General features: G+C 46.6%; 13 protein-coding genes and 1 pseudogene. 10 read left to right on the top strand and 4 right to left on the bottom strand.

Translation table 11 applies throughout. The annotated features are described in order from the left end of the window. The first annotated feature begins 24 nt into the window (after positions 1-24). Positions 25-990: a 2,3-diaminopropionate biosynthesis protein SbnB gene (locus ACTJKB_RS28795; RefSeq protein ID WP_440837725.1), complete on the top strand. Its 966-nt coding sequence runs from the start codon at positions 25-27 to the stop codon at positions 988-990. Between the two features lie 3 nt (positions 991-993). On the opposite strand, the pseudogene ACTJKB_RS28790 reads toward ACTJKB_RS28795, so the two are convergent. Both ACTJKB_RS28790 and ACTJKB_RS28785 read right to left on the bottom strand, forming a co-directional pair. Further along, positions 994-1,159 (bottom strand): annotated as a pseudogene (locus tag ACTJKB_RS28790) (IS1182 family transposase); the annotation flags it as partial. A 227-nt stretch (positions 1,160-1,386) separates the two neighbouring features. Beyond that, positions 1,387-1,863 (bottom strand): SAM-dependent methyltransferase, encoded by a 477-nt coding sequence (locus ACTJKB_RS28785; protein ID WP_440837724.1) that lies wholly within the window; start codon positions 1,861-1,863, stop codon positions 1,387-1,389. Between the two features lie 153 nt (positions 1,864-2,016). Here ACTJKB_RS28785 and ACTJKB_RS28780 point away from each other — a divergent pair, with 153 nt between their 5' ends. From ACTJKB_RS28780 to ACTJKB_RS28760, 5 genes are all read left to right on the top strand, one after another. Beyond that, positions 2,017-2,268 carry a hypothetical protein gene (locus ACTJKB_RS28780; protein ID WP_440837723.1) on the top strand — a complete coding sequence of 84 codons (252 nt, stop codon included), beginning with the start codon at positions 2,017-2,019 and terminating at the stop codon, positions 2,266-2,268. A 224-nt stretch (positions 2,269-2,492) separates the two neighbouring features. Beyond that, positions 2,493-4,058: an acyl CoA:acetate/3-ketoacid CoA transferase gene (locus ACTJKB_RS28775; RefSeq protein WP_440837722.1), complete on the top strand. Its 1,566-nt coding sequence runs from the start codon at positions 2,493-2,495 to the stop codon at positions 4,056-4,058. Positions 4,059-4,084: 26 nt separating this feature from the next. After that, the gene (locus tag ACTJKB_RS28770; protein WP_440837721.1) at positions 4,085-5,320 is read left to right on the top strand and encodes an L-lactate MFS transporter; all 1,236 of its coding nucleotides are present in this window, start codon (positions 4,085-4,087) and stop codon (positions 5,318-5,320) included. Between the two features lie 45 nt (positions 5,321-5,365). Next, a complete protein-coding gene (locus ACTJKB_RS28765; RefSeq protein WP_440837720.1) occupies positions 5,366-6,310 on the top strand; it encodes a DUF561 domain-containing protein in 945 nt (314 codons plus the stop codon). 139 nt (positions 6,311-6,449) lie between these two features. Further along, positions 6,450-7,862 (top strand): sigma-54 interaction domain-containing protein, encoded by a 1,413-nt coding sequence (locus ACTJKB_RS28760; protein ID WP_440837719.1) that lies wholly within the window; start codon positions 6,450-6,452, stop codon positions 7,860-7,862. A 20-nt stretch (positions 7,863-7,882) separates the two neighbouring features. Here ACTJKB_RS28760 and ACTJKB_RS28755 read toward each other — a convergent pair whose 3' ends face one another. Continuing rightward, entirely contained in the window at positions 7,883-9,205 is a 1,323-nt protein-coding gene (locus tag ACTJKB_RS28755) for a sugar phosphate nucleotidyltransferase (protein WP_440837718.1), read from the bottom strand. A gap of 14 nt (positions 9,206-9,219) precedes the next feature. Further along, positions 9,220-10,032, bottom strand: coding sequence for a DUF6492 family protein (locus tag ACTJKB_RS28750; protein WP_440837717.1), 813 nt, complete (start codon positions 10,030-10,032; stop codon positions 9,220-9,222). Positions 10,033-10,240: 208 nt separating this feature from the next. Between ACTJKB_RS28750 and ACTJKB_RS28745 the strand changes: the two genes are divergently transcribed. The 4 genes from ACTJKB_RS28745 (at position 10,241) to ACTJKB_RS28730 (ending at position 14,513) form a co-directional block, all read left to right on the top strand. Next, the gene (locus ACTJKB_RS28745) at positions 10,241-10,996 is read left to right on the top strand and encodes a YheC/YheD family protein (RefSeq protein ID WP_440837716.1); all 756 of its coding nucleotides are present in this window, start codon (positions 10,241-10,243) and stop codon (positions 10,994-10,996) included. Between the two features lie 285 nt (positions 10,997-11,281). Beyond that, a complete protein-coding gene (locus ACTJKB_RS28740; RefSeq protein WP_440837715.1) occupies positions 11,282-11,752 on the top strand; it encodes a DUF6323 family protein in 471 nt (156 codons plus the stop codon). Then, complete coding sequence (locus ACTJKB_RS28735; RefSeq protein WP_440837714.1) at positions 11,752-13,188, top strand: DUF6179 domain-containing protein; 1,437 nt, start codon at positions 11,752-11,754, stop codon at positions 13,186-13,188. The genes ACTJKB_RS28740 and ACTJKB_RS28735 overlap by 1 nt, the downstream gene beginning before the upstream one ends. Before the next feature lie 122 nt (positions 13,189-13,310). After that, positions 13,311-14,513 (top strand): NAD(P)-dependent malic enzyme, encoded by a 1,203-nt coding sequence (locus ACTJKB_RS28730; RefSeq protein ID WP_440837713.1) that lies wholly within the window; start codon positions 13,311-13,313, stop codon positions 14,511-14,513. The last annotated feature ends 163 nt before the right edge of the window (positions 14,514-14,676 follow it).

Genomic DNA, 14,676 nt, shown 5'->3' with positions numbered 1-14,676 from the left:
GAAAGGATATGAGGAGGAAGCGGCATGCTGTACTTAAACGACAGGGACCTTCGGGAAGTTGGCCTGGATTGGCCTGCCCTTGTGGAGTCGGTAGAGTCTGCTGTGCGTATTATGGATTCAGGTGATTACGCCCAGCCGGTAAAGCCTTATCTAAGGTATAACAATCCCCGGAACCGCATTATTGCCATGCCCGCATACGCCGGGGGAGAGGTGAATGCAGCAGGGATCAAGTGGATCTCCAGCTTCCCGGATAATATAAAGGCTGGTCTTCCCCGCGCGCATAGCATTATCGTAATCAATAATCCCGCTACGGGCGAACCCTCAGCCATCCTCAACTCGCCGATCCCCAGCATTGTAAGAACGGCCTCCATCAGCGGGCTGATGATTCGTTATTTTATGGAGGCACGCCCGCTGGACCGAATTCATCTCGGTATTATCGGCTGGGGGCCGATTGGACAGTATCATTTTCAAATGGCTGCAGCATTGTATGGAGACCGGATCGAATCTATCCGTATCTTTGACATAAGGGGAGCAGATTTGTCAGGAATCCCGCCTATATATAGGGACAGGATGGAAGTAGCAAGGACTTGGGCGGACGTCTACCGGCATTCCAATATCTTCATCACTTGTACCGTATCCAACCATCGGTATATTGATCTTCCCCCTGCAAAAGGTAGTCTTTTGCTGAATGTTTCACTGCGTGATTATAAGCCGGAGGCGTTAGCTTCAGTGAAAGCCATCATCGTCGACGATTGGGATGAAGTGTGCCGTGAGAATACCGACATTGAGCGGCTCCATCTGGAGCAGGGGCTGACTTGTGAAGGTACGCGAACGATTACCGATGTCGTCAGCCGCCGCTGCTTTGCGGATTTCGCCGCAGATGAGCCGATTCTTTTCTGCCCGATGGGGATGGCTGTCTTCGATATCGCTACAGCGGTGTACTACGCAAAGATTGCAAGGGAAAAAGGGATTGGGAGCGAGCTTGTGTAGGGGAGGGTCTGTCTTTCTGAAGCTGTTTCGCTCCCCAAGCAGGTGTCGATATTGCTCATACTTCAGCAGCCGTGGCAGTAAAATCCTTGGGAAGCTTCCGGACGGCCTTTTTCAGCGTTTTGTCCTTGGGCTTTTCAAGAAGTTGCGACTCCAGCGCCTGAGTCATGTGAAACCTCTCCTTTTGAAATGGTTGGCCGCACTTCCATTTCCCGCTTAAACCACGGTCCGTTCGCGGAGTGTCCACCCAAGCGAAAACATACATCCTAATCAAAACCAAGGGGCGTCCCAAGAAGCCATTCATGGCTTTTGGGACGCCCCCGTTTTTTTGCATGATGAGAGATGTATCTGAAATGCATTCATAAAGGTAAGTATCAAATAGCCCAGACCTTTTTATTGCTAGAAGTTAAAGACTTTACTCCAGTCATAATCTCCTGAAGTCTCCACGTTTTTTGGCCAGCTAGCACACCACTGAGGCATAGAAGGATTTTCTACCCGGTCAAGACTTGGTGTGTAGGGCTTAATATCCAAAATGGGGGTTCCATGCTCGGCATCAATATAGGTTAACCCGATAACACCATTTTCTGCCTCAATGTACGTAATATTAGCGCAAGTTAGTGCAATAGGGTTTGGTCGTTCTGGAGAGCGTGTTGCAAATGTTCCCAACATCTCCGGTGAGTCTTTGTATGGGCTTTTTTCAATTAGTTTTGAGCGAGAGTCTGAATGGTCACATTGATCAAACCACCAGAGAATATTGATATAGCTGAATCCCTCAAGATTGGTAAGAGCCGGGATATATTCTTTATCCAGTTCTAATCGAGTTCCCTTTTTATCTACGCAAACTTTTCCAATTGAATTAACTGTAAATAACTCCATGAGTAAAACTCCTATTCGGTTTATTACGGCGCCGTTAAATTAATTATATCTTTGTGTTTTAACACTACAAACGTTATTTTTGATGATCCCCAATGTGTTGTGAACCATGGACCAAATGGACAATAAAGGAATTTATTAGTGTGATCAGCTGTTGTGAAAATGCAAAATCAGCAGAATAAGAAAAATATTTTATTTTTTATTGTTAGATTTATTAAAAAAACTGTGTTCATTCTGGCGGGATCTGTAAGATTTATTGAACGTGAAGGATCACTTCCCCGGTTATTTTTATCTCTGCCCAATATAGGATGTTCGGGTGTTGCTATTTTGCGACTGTTGCTGAAAGCGATAGCGGGAAAAGCGGGATTCATATTACCTGTCTATACTGCCTGGGGTAGACATTATTAGGGGGGGAATGCTCCTCATAAGGTTGCTTTCAACAAGGGGAGTCGCAATTTATCTACAGAAAAATGGCTCGATTTTAAGCTATTTTGGGAGCCTTGACCCTATATATTTTCTGTAATACTATGACGGTGTGAAATGTTTCACAATCACTTTTGACCTTAGGCATACTACAGATTTATTGACTTCGTTATGAATGTGAAAATGTTCACGAAAGAGGGAGTGGGGAAATGACAAAAGTAATTTCAGCCGCAAAAGCTGCAGAGCTGATTCAAGATGGAAGTACAGTTGCAGCAAGCGGTTTTGGATTATCCTGTTGGGCAGAAGAAATGGGTATTGCGATTGAAGAGCGGTTCTTGCAAACCGGACATCCGAAGAACTTGACGGTGATGCATGCTAGTGCAGTAGGCAACCGCCGTGATAAAGGAATGTCCCACCTGGGTCATGAGGGGTTAATTAAACGCTGGATCGGCGGGATTGCAATCGCTTCCCCTGGCATGGCAAAGCTCATCGAAGAAGACAAATGTGAGGCATACAATTTGCCCCAAGGCGTAATCACTCAGCTGTATCGTGAAATTGCAGGTAAACGTCCAGGGGTCATTACTAAAGTGGGTATGGAGACGTTTGTGGATCCCCGGGTTGAGGGCGGAAAAATGTCTCCATCTACAAAGGAAGACATTGTAAAGGTCATTGAACTCGAAGGTGAAGAGTGGTTATTCTATAAATCTTTTCCGATTCAGGTTGGATTGATCCGCGGAACCGTGGCTGATGAAAAGGGGAACTTAACGCTTGAAAAGGAAGGTCTTCATATGGAGGTTCTTCCCATTGCACAGGCTGTGCGGAACTCCGGAGGCATCGTCATCGCTCAAGTGGAGACGGTTGCCAAGAATGGCACACTGAATCCGAAAGATGTAAAGGTGCCGGGGATTTTAGTGGATTATATTGTGGTTTCTAAACCGGAAAATCACTTCCAGACTGAAAACACCTATTATAATCCGGCATTCTCCGGTCATGTAAAGGTACCTATTGAGAACATAGATACCATACCTTTAGATGAGCGTAAAATCATTTCCCGACGGACTGCAGTTGAACTTGTACCGAACACGATCTTGAACCTTGGCGTAGGGATTCCGGTTAATGTTGCAACCATAGCTGCAGAAGAAGGAGTAAGTGACCAGCTTATTCTAACCACAGAGGCAGGATCCATTGGCGGTGTGCCTGCCAGTCTGAAGGACTTTGGACATGCCTTTAACTCCGAGGCCATTGTAGATCATGATGCACAGTTTGATTTTTATGATGGCGGCGGGATTGATCTATCCGTGCTTGGCCTAGCTCAGACAGACGAATTTGGCAATGTGAATGTCAGCAAATTTGGAACTCGTGTTGCTGGATGCGGTGGGTTTATCAACATTTCTCAAGCAGCCAAAAAACTTGTTTTTGCCGGTACATTTACCGCAGGTGGTCTTGAGATCAAAGTGGAGAATGGAAAACTGCAAATTGTTCAAGAAGGAAAAGCAAAGAAGTTTATTAAAAAGGTGCAACAAATCACATTTAGTGGTTCATATGCCGCGAAAGTACAACAACCGGTTGTTTACGTGACTGAACGGGCAGTGTTCGAACTGCTGGACGGAAAAGTTACGTTAACTGAGATCGCACCAGGGATTGACCTTCAAACGCATATTTTAGACCAAATGGAATTTGAACCGAATATCTCGCCAAACCTCAAAGAAATGGACTCTGCCATGTTCGAGGAACACTGGGGAAAACTGAAGTCTATTATTAACGAGAAAAACTAAAATATACAATAGAGAGGGAAGATGATATGAACGTAGTGTTGAATCGGTGGAGGATCTTGATCGCGTCGGTGATCATTAATATCTGTGTGGGTGCAGTGTACGCGTTTAGTATTTTTGCATTGCCTTTAACCAAAGTATTCGATGTTACAATGCCGGATATTATGTTGGCATTTACCATTAACGCGGCAATCGCTCCAATTCCAATGATTTTAGGCGGGAAATTGGTGGACAAGGGGGGAGCCAAAAAAGCTATATTCATTGGCGGTGCTATGTTTGGGCTTGGATTTATTCTATCCGGTTTGGCAACCGCACCATGGATGCTGTACATCACCTATGGAGTAATTACCGGAGTGGGCCAGGGGATTGTGTATTCCGCTACCATTGGTAACACAGTTAAGCTATTCCCGGATAAAAGAGGGCTGGCTACAGGGATTGTAACAGCGGGATATGGCGGTGGAACCATCGTTATTGCTCCCATAGCGAATGCGTTAATTTCCAGCAATGGTGTCCAGTCTGCACTCATTACGCTCGGTATTGCCTTTTTAGCTCTTATTTTAAGCCTGGGTCTATTGGTTAAACCAACCCCAGTCGGTTATATCCCTCAGGGTTGGACGCCTCCAGCTGCTGGAACTTCTAAGGGCGGGGTTAATATCCCATGGTACGAAATGATCAAGAAGCCGATATTTTATGTAATCGCCTGCCTATTCCTGATCGGTGCATTGTCAGGAATGATGGTAACCGCTAATGCTTCCGTAATCGGCCAGAAAATGTTTGGTCTTTCAGCCGCAGCCGCAGCTCTATATGTAAGTTTATACGCTTTCAGTAACTGCATGGGCCGTATTTTCTGGGGGGCTGTGTCAGACAAAATCGGACGTGTAAAATGTCTGCTCATGATCTATCTGGTCATTGCCGGCATGATGTTGACCATAGCTTTATCTAACTCAGTAGTCGGATTTGGAATAGCAATCGTAGGAATTGGCTTATGCTTTGGAGGAACGATGGGGATCTTCCCGTCTATTGTTGGTGAGAAATTTGGTATGAAATACTACGGCGTCAACTATGGTGTAACATTTATCGGTTATTCAGGAGCTGCGTTCTTCGGACCGAGAATTGCCAATAAGGTTGCAGCAGCGAACGATGGAATGTTCACGAATGCTTTTTACATCGCTTTGGTGATCTCCTTGGTTGGTTTTGCCTTAACCTTTGTTTTCAAAGCAATGGAAAAACAACAACCCAAACAGGAGTCAACAAAGGCAGCATAGTACTCTTCAATAGGTTTACATTAAAAAAAATGGAGGATTTCAAAAATGTCTATTACCAAATTATTAGGGATTAAATATCCAATATTCCAAGGAGGTATGGCTCAAATTGCCGTCTCTCCTCTAGTAGGCGCTGTTTCGAATGCGGGAGGACTCGGCGTCATCGGCTCAGGCGGATTTACAGCGGAACGACTTCGTGAAGAGATCCGAAAGGCCAAAGCAAGTACGAACAAACCCTTTGCTGTTAACTTGATGTTAATGATGAACAATATCCCGGAACTGATTGAAGTCATTATTGAAGAAGGCGTGAAAATTGTTACCACAGGCGCAGGCACTCCTGCCCCATACATGAAAACCTTTAAAGAAAATGGAATTATCGTTATTCCAGTAGTGCCATCTGTAAAAATCGCTAAGAAGATGGAAGCCTTAGGGGTGGACGCAATTGTAGCTGAGGGGACTGAAGCTGGCGGACATGTAGGTGAAACAACGACGATGGCCCTGCTTCCTCAAGTGGTTAGTGCGGTTTCCATTCCGGTTATCGGCGCCGGAGGGATTGCGGATGGCCGTGGAGTCGCAGCAGCCTTTGCTCTGGGAGCTCAGGGAGTTCAAGTGGGTACCCGATTCTTGGCTACCGTTGAATGCCCTACCCACGAGAACTTCAAGCAAGCCGTAATTGCAGCAGATGATACCAGCACAACGGTTACTGGACGCAGTTTAGGCGGGCCTGTAAGAAGTATCAAAAATAGTATGATTGCGGAATTTCTTAAACTTGAAAACGAAAATGCTTCCCGTGAAGAGTTAGAGAAATTAAGCTTGGGATCTTTGCGTAAAGCGGTGTTTGAAGGCGATACTGAACATGGTTCAGTAATGGCCGGACAAATCTGCGGGATGTGTAATGAAATTACAACGGTTGAAGAAATGATTACCACGATGTTTGAAGAAGCTCAAGGCGTTCTGCAGAACCTGAGTAAAATATCTGTTATTGGCGCATAATTAATTTCTGTATAATAGAAGCTGAGTGGTATCTGTACATGATGATACCACTTGGCTTTTTTTCTAAGCGGTATCATAAATGAAAGCGGTATTTTATAATGGAGTGAGCATTTAATATAACTATATGGGACTGATAACTATGACTAAAAAAAACAAAAAGACAGCTAAACGTCCTGTAGACGAAATGAATCAGGAATTACCCTCTACTTTATTTGTCACTGATGCCAATGGAAATATATTAATTTCAAATGAATTTACGGCGTTGACCATTGGGGTTCCGCTGGAAGAGCTGCTCAAAGCCAATGTTCAGGATTTGGTGAAGGCAGGCTTTTATAATCCATCCATTACGATGGAAGCCATTCAAACGAAACAAAAAGTGTCGCGGAATGTGAACACAGCCAGAGGGTTTCATGTATTTTCTACAGCTATTCCTATTCTGGACAAGGATGGTGAAGTACAGCTTGTAGTGACCTCTTCCAATGAATTTAAGAAGGAAAATATAAATTTAGAAGCAAATGCCCTTGCAGCCCTCCAAATTAGAAAGAAATTAGAAGAAACATCAGCTGCGGGAAAAACGACAGGAATTATTGCTGAGAGCTTAGCCATGAAGCAAATTATTAAAGTCTGCAATCAAATTGCCTCTTACGACAGTAAAGTATTAATTTATGGTGAATCCGGAACGGGTAAAGAGGTCATAGCGAAATATATCCACCGGAAAAGTGAAAAGTGGAAGGGGCCCTTTATTGCCATTAACTGTGCGGCCATTCCTTCTGCTGTATTTGAGTATGAATTATTTGGCTATGAAAAGGGTGCTTTTGCAGGCCAGACTGAAGAGAAAAAGGGCATGATCGAAATTGCCAATGACGGGGTTCTTTTTCTGGATGAAATTGCTGAAATGCCCTTGGATATGCAAGTCAAATTGTTGCGTGTTCTGGAGAACAATGAAGTGAGAAGAGTCGGCGGGATTAGTAATATTCCCATCAATTGCCGAATCATCTCGGCGACGAACCGGGATTTATGGGCATTGGTGAAAAAAGGCCTGTTTCGGGAAGATTTATATTACCGGATTAATGTGATTCCGATTCATATTCCACCGCTTCGCAACCGGAAATTAGACCTTGTGGGATTAATCTCAAGTTTTATCGCTAACTTCAACCAAATGTACGGGAAAAAATTCAAGTTAAGTGCAGAAGAATTCCAAAACATGTTAGTACAGCCTTGGCAAGGAAATGCAAGAGAGTTAAGAAATTATGTGGAGAGGCTTGTTGTTACGGAACCCATAGATTTCAACCCGCAGGCTGAGGAGAATGTGGCAGATTGGTTTTCAATCGACCATTTTATAGATAAAAATCAACATAACCTCTCGAATCTAAAAGACTTTACAGCAGTAGTAGAGGGTCGTTACATCAGACAAGTACTGAAAGAATGTAAGGGTAACGGCACCGAGGCGGCTAAAAAACTGGGTGTGGACCGATCGGTTATCTACAGAAAGTTAAAGAAGATGGAGGAAGTGCTCGATTCAAATGGTGATTCATCCCCACAACAAAGTTAGATTTAATGTTATAAACAAACTTACGAGCTGTAGATCGGCTGATCATCCTCTTCTTCAAGTGTCCGTATCTCAATCAGCTTCATAGCGGTAACAGCTGTGATTCCATGGCTGTCTCCCCTGGAGATAGTAAATATTCCGCCTGACTGTGCTTCAGTGGTCAAGCCGTTCAGAATGACTGCTCCGTCGCCGGACAAGATCATCCAGCGTTTGCTGGAAGGGTCGCAGAGCTGTTCGGGCAGGGTCTGGCCTGGCAGCAGGGACAATTTCAGCGTTACAACCTTGTGCACACCGCTTGAAGTCCGGTCGAGAACGGTATAGCTTCCCCATTCGGTTTCCCCATATCTGGATGTAGCGGAAACGTCTTGAATGATTTCTTTTATCCCGTTTGCGTCCTCTTTTCGCGCAAGCAGGATCCCCTCGGGACCACTTACAGCAACAACGCCGGATACACCGATTACATGCAGCGGAATGTCCAGTTCGTTAACAATGTGGGTATTCCGGCATTCCCCCCAAATTCCGCCTGCTCCAACAACCGGCTCAGCAAGCTGGGCAGTGAGTGATCCCCAGCTTCCCAGATCCAGCCATTCCCCTTCATGCCGAAGTACGACGGCTTTGCTGCTGCGCTCAGCAATCTCCTTGTCAAAGCTGCGGACCGGGAATCCGGGATACTGTTCTGTAAATGCAGCCAGTTCTACGGGCAGACCCATCTGCTGCAAATGGGAGAGCATGAAACGTAACGGAAAAGCAAAAACTCCACAGTTCCATAAGGCGTTTCTCCGGATCAGCTCCTCAGCCTTGGCGGTATCCGGTTTTTCTGCAAAAGAGATCACCGGAGAATATCGCATGCCAGCGGCGTTTCCCGGGATAATATAGCCATACTGGTCTGAGGGGTGGGCGGGCCTTGTCCCAAGCAACACAAGGTCGGCCTTAGATTCAGCCAAAACATCTGAAAATAAATGAAATAACCGGAAGAATCCGTCATCCGCATACATATCCGCCGGCGCCACACACAAGGTGTCTTCCGGTTTAGCTGTTCCTGAGGAATATAAATAGAGGGCCCCCAGCGCGGCAGCCGTGAATGTACCGCGTTTAAAGGGCTCACCAATCACCGGATATCCACCACGGGTATGCCGCTGCATCAGAGCCATCTGATCCTTATGCGTGACGAACAAGGCCGATTGATCCAGTCCGGCCTGGTCGAGCTGGCGGCATACCCGCCCGATCATGGACTCCGTACCTCCAGCCGGAGCAGGAAGCAGCTCCAGAAACATCTTGGAACGGATGCTGCCCGAGAGCGGCCATAGACGCTGTCCGGAACCGCCGCACAAAAAAATGGTATGCAAGGCTGTCTGCCTCCTTAGCGCTTGGCTGGAATGGAATAACCCTTTCGCTGATGGAAGGAAAGCGAGCGGTAGGTTCGGGCCAGTTTTTGCAGCCGCGCGGTACCCAGGGCGGCTGCAGATGTTGACAGAGATTTATTATTGGCCTTCTTAAGCAGCACTGAGGTGCTATCCCCGCTGTAAACATAATTGGCATAGGTTTCAAATTCGGAGAAGCCGAACTGTTTCTTCCTGTCGATGCTGCGTAGAATGGCGGCATGCCACGACACCCCGTGCCGGGCTTCGATTTTTCGTTTTAACCCCGCAAGCTTTACCCTTTCAAACAGCATGTAATGGGTGACAAAGGATTTGGGAGAGGGGGCGGCAACGCCCAGTAGCTTCCGGTACGTGCGGAAATATTCCGGCTGGCTCCAGCTGCGGCAGTAAAAGATGCTTTTGCCCCCGGAACGGAAATGGTGGGGACGGATTAACACCGTGTCGGCATCAATGACCAGGAAAAAGTTCTCCCGGCAGATCTGATCGCCGTTCATCTTCAACAGCTGCTGATACAGCCAGCCGGAGCGGTTCCAGCGGGAGGAGGAATAGTGAATATCTTTTTTGGTAAAGGGAAGAACGGTGGTCTCATTGACAAAAATACAGCCTTTGCGTGCACATAGATTCCTGATTCTGCTGCTGTTCGGCGAGACAATGTAGATATGGCTGATGGGATGCCGTACACAGCGGCGAAGACTATCGATGACATAGGGGAGGGTCGCCAGATCCTTTTCAATGGCCGGGATAAGGACATCAATCGCGGGACCGCTGGTCGTTAAACCTGTAATTGCTGACATAGGTTCATCTCCGTGCACGTATTGACACTTAGGGCGTCTGAACTAATGTATGCTGCATACGCACTTCATGACCGGGCAAAGAACCCTGTAAAGTTAATCTTCCCGCAAGGGATATTTGCTTCATTCAGCCGGAGCTGATCCTGCATACAATGCAGTGACTATGTAACTCAGCGAGGGCGGAACCCCTCTCAGACAGGAGAGTGAAAGAGTGAAGACAAAACCGGTGAACGCTGTACAAAGCAAATGGATTAAGACCAAATTGCTGCTCCGCAATGCGTCGATCAGGCCTTTTATCCCCGATACCCGGAAATTTAACAAAGGAAATCTGGAGCAGATGATTCACAGCTACGGAATGATCTATGTGAAGCCGGAACGGGGCACCTATGGAAACGGGGTCATTCGGGCTGAGCGGGAGGAACGGCAAGGATTCACGTACCAATATGAGGAAAAGGTCCGTCACTTTGACACCTTTGAAGCCTTTCACAAGAGCCTGGCCAAGAAGACAGGTGGAAGAAGTTATTTGATTCAAAAAGGCATTCATCTGCTTAAGCATAACCGGCGCCGCTTCGATATCCGGGTGATGGTTCAGCTAAGCCCCAAGGGGGTCTGGGAAGCTACGGGAATCATTGGAAGACTGGGGCATCCGCAGAAAATTGTTACGAACTACCACAGCGGAGGCAAACCGATGGCTATTGAAACTCTGCTCTCCACTCATTTGACTTCGCACCGGCTGGGGCTGCTGACAGAGGAATTGAATAGACTGGGTACCCGGATGGCTGCTCATATGCAGAAAACCTATCCCCGTATCCGCCAAATCGGCGTGGATGTCGGTCTGGACCGGTCCCTGACGCCATGGATTATTGAAGTGAACATGAATCCGGACCCTTATATCTTCAATCAGCTTAAGGATAAATCCATGTACAGAAAAGTAATGAGGTACCGGCGGTTTGGCATGAAAAAATGAAGCTGTCACCCTGGATCCACCTGCCGCTTGAAGTGGCTTTATAAGAATTCCAAGCCATAACCCCACCCCGTGGGGTTATTTGGGCATGTATCTAGCTCCGCTTCCATTGACAGAGGCGGAGTTAGAGATTAAAATATAAATGCTAAATTAAAATAAATATTATAACACATAATTAAAGTTAAGTCAAGTGTTTATTTATTTTAATTTTTTCTGGGATGTGCCGTGTGGGAGAAAGATGTCTTATATGTTGCATTTGATCAATGTAATCTAAAGGAGGTAAACCGCATGTATTTTCCTGTCGTGTTCCATGCGCTGAACGTATCCATTCAAGAGCATTATGTGGCTGAATTCCTGGAATTGAACAGGAAGTCCGAGGCATACGGAGTGATTCTGACTCCACAGGACGCAGAACGGATAATGACGGTGAGAAACCAGGTTCTCCACAATTACGGGCGTGTGGAGTTGAGTATCGAAGTGACCAAAGCGCTTATTGAGGCTTTCGCATCTTCTTCCTTCATTCAGCAGGAGAACTATGCTGATACGCTCATTGAGCTGCATGAAATTTTTTATGCGCTCAAGAATGATACTGAAGACAGAATTAGTGATATGAAGCTGCTCCACAGGATGAAGGAGATGTTCGAAGGGGAATGTGAAGGCTCACTGGCCCTGCTCAGGGGCAGAATCGAGGAATATGCCGAAGGAGTTAGAGTGGAATTGCAGAAGAATGAGTCCTTCTTGGAAGGAGAGGATGACTAATGGGAACTGAACATTTGAATAACCATCAAGAATTGACCGTTCAGGGCAGCATCCGCAAATCCCGGCTTCAACGGAATCAATATACGATCTCATTGATGAATGAAGGCTTGCGGAACGGGCTGCTGACCACTCGGGAAGCTGCTCATATTCAGAGAGGATTCATGGAAATTCTGCAGGAGCTGATCCTTAAGTACACCCGCGGGGAGAGTACCTCAGTCACCACTGAAACCGCAGAAAGCCTGCTGTCCTCTATTATGTACGCGGCAGATGCCTGGTTGCTTGACTGCGGGGAACCGGAGCAGGCGATGTTATCCTTACAAACTAAGGAAGTCCGCCAAATCTATGAAACAGGCGTGCAAAAGGTTAGTCAGTGCTTCGAAGAAACCAAGCAGCTGTATCAAGAGATCACTGCACATAAGCTGGATGTACCTGTCGACGCCTATAACTTAACCATCGATGAATCCTTGCCTGTTTTTTTTCGGAAATACGGTATCCTCTTCGATGCCCACAATTCAATGGCCAGTATCGATTACCCGCTGGCTTCCGATGACATGCGGCTTCTGGGTGTTTTCTATATCAGGCAGTACCTGGAGCGGTTGAAGCTGGAGAACGAATTTTGTGCGATGTTCAATCAGCAGGAGCTACTGAATTTACTGGCCTGCTACGGAAGAGAGTGCAGATTCAACTACAGGATTGAGCTGTTCAATATTTTTGAGCTGGTGCTGAATAATGCCGTTTTTTCGGTGTTGTCTGATGGAAAACCCGATAGTATCAGAATATCCGGGAACCAGTTCAAGCGGTTGGAAGAGCAGCTCATGAGCCTCACCGACCGGCAAATCAGGGCAGCCATATCCGGCGCATTGGAAAGGCTCCAGCAAGAATTGATGGTTCATCCACAATTGAAGGAGTATATGGACGGCTGCCGGGAAACGCTCGTTCAGCGAGTGGTCAATACCACGAATTACGGTGGCTTACAGGCTGTCATTATTGTCGAAAAGGATACGAAAATGGAGCCAGGTGTGATGTACTTCAGTGCTGAAGAAAGAATAAGCGATGTAGAGTTAAGAAGATTGCTCCATGAAATTCTGGCCACCGGGGAGAAGACGGACAAAGTCGGGCTGATTCTGTCGAGTATTCATGCCTTTCATGACTTTCTTGATATGCTTGAAGCAGAGTGTTTATACGGGGACGAGTATGATGCCCTTTTTGATGCGTTAGGTGATACGGAGCTGGCGATTTTGGGGAAAATCATTTTCTATGAAGAGTTACGTGATGAGTCTCAGGATTTGTTGTCTATTCTGTTAATAGACAATGAAAATCCGATGGATTGGCAAATGCACTTTGTCCGTTATTTACAGTCCATGAGCCGGGAGCGGTTGCTGGTCTTGGGAAAGGTTATCGATCATCTGGACTATGAGCAAATGACATTTTATTGAATGAAAATAGGCTGTCCATGCAATAGATTAGAACGATTATCTTGCGAATCTGGTGTGTATTGCCGATAACTATTAGGAATACATACAGAGGCTCAAAAACGGGATGGAGAATCAGTGGATTAATGGGGGGAGATATTGTGGAATTATTGGAAGAAATCATGTTCCTGCACAAAGGGGGAAAACTTGAAACAACCTTAAAGAATCCGATCCGGACGAAAGAGGATTTGTCGAAGGTATACACACCCGGTGTAGCGAAGGTTTGTCAGGCGATTGCTGCGGATCAGGCCCAGGCTTATGAATTGACGACAAAGAAAAACACGGTAGCCGTGATATCCGATGGAACCGCAGTGCTCGGTCTGGGAGATATAGGCCCGAGAGCGGCCATGCCCGTTATGGAAGGCAAAGCGGCGCTGTTCAAGCAGTTCGCCAATGTGGATGCTGTACCTATCTGCCTTGATTCGAAAGATACGGAAGAAATTATTACGATTGTAAAAGCACTCGCCCCTACATTCGGAGGCATTAATCTTGAGGATATTTCTTCGCCCCGTTGTTTTGAAATCGAAAAGAGACTGCGTAATGAACTGGATATCCCGGTATTTCATGATGACCAGCACGGTACAGCCATCGTTGTGCTTGCCGGGCTGCTGAACGCCCTGAAGGTATGTGGCAAGCAGATCAAGGATGTCAAAATCGTGGTGAATGGCGTAGGTGCAGCCGGCATCTCTGTTTCTAAAATGCTGCTGCAAGCCGGGGCTGTGAACCTGATCGGTGTGGACCGGGAAGGTGCCATCAACCGGACGGTTTCCTATAGCCGCACACATTGGAGCGAATTTGCCCAAATTACGAATCCCAACCTTGAGAGCGGCCAGCTGTCGGATGTAATCAAAGGTGCGGACGTCTTTGTCGGAGTTTCTGCACCGGATGTGCTGAAGCTGGAAGATGTGCTGAACATGGCTAAGGATTCCATCGTGTTCGCCATGGCAAATCCTACGCCGGAGATTGATCCCGCAATCGCTGCACCGCATGTAAGAGTAATGGCGACGGGCCGTTCAGATTACCCGAACCAGATTAACAACGTGCTGTGCTTTCCCGGTATTTTTAGAGGGGCACTGGATTGTGAAGCTACTGACATTAATGATGAGATGAAGCTGGCGGCGGCTGAAGCGATTTCCTCGGTTATTGATCCTGCGGATCTTCATGAGGAATATATTATCCCGGATGCCTTTGACCCGCGGGTGGTGGAGAGAATCCGCGTGGCCGTTGCTGAAGCGGCGTTCAAAAGCGGCGTATCCAAAAAAGACCTGCAGATCGGCGTCCATTCATGAAATAAGTAAATAAACAGGGGCTGTCTCAAAAGCCATGAAATAGCTACTTGAGACAGCCCCGCTGTTTTTGAGTTGGATGGACTTGCGCACTTGGTGCGGACGCTCCGCGAACGGACCGTTGCTACAATCGCTGTGCTCTCCAGATTTTATTTATTTCCCGTAG

The sequence above is a fragment of the Paenibacillus sp. 22594 genome (assembly GCF_052044425.1).
Lineage (GTDB): Bacteria > Bacillota > Bacilli > Paenibacillales > Paenibacillaceae > Paenibacillus_AQ.
Note: the sequence above shows the minus strand (reverse complement) of the source record. Positions and strands in the feature narration are given on the sequence as shown.

Coding starts and splice junctions, on each gene's coding strand:
- ACTJKB_RS28775 (WP_440837722.1), top strand. CDS start 2,493: ATGACAAAAGTAATTTCAGCCGCAAAAGCTGCAGAGCTGATTCAAGAT.
- ACTJKB_RS28740 (WP_440837715.1), top strand. CDS start 11,282: ATGTATTTTCCTGTCGTGTTCCATGCGCTGAACGTATCCATTCAAGAG.
- ACTJKB_RS28750 (WP_440837717.1), bottom strand. CDS start 10,032: ATGTCAGCAATTACAGGTTTAACGACCAGCGGTCCCGCGATTGATGTC.
- ACTJKB_RS28795 (WP_440837725.1), top strand. CDS start 25: ATGCTGTACTTAAACGACAGGGACCTTCGGGAAGTTGGCCTGGATTGG.
- ACTJKB_RS28785 (WP_440837724.1), bottom strand. CDS start 1,863: ATGGAGTTATTTACAGTTAATTCAATTGGAAAAGTTTGCGTAGATAAA.
- ACTJKB_RS28730 (WP_440837713.1), top strand. CDS start 13,311: ATGGGGGGAGATATTGTGGAATTATTGGAAGAAATCATGTTCCTGCAC.
- ACTJKB_RS28770 (WP_440837721.1), top strand. CDS start 4,085: ATGAACGTAGTGTTGAATCGGTGGAGGATCTTGATCGCGTCGGTGATC.
- ACTJKB_RS28760 (WP_440837719.1), top strand. CDS start 6,450: ATGACTAAAAAAAACAAAAAGACAGCTAAACGTCCTGTAGACGAAATG.
- ACTJKB_RS28735 (WP_440837714.1), top strand. CDS start 11,752: ATGGGAACTGAACATTTGAATAACCATCAAGAATTGACCGTTCAGGGC.
- ACTJKB_RS28765 (WP_440837720.1), top strand. CDS start 5,366: ATGTCTATTACCAAATTATTAGGGATTAAATATCCAATATTCCAAGGA.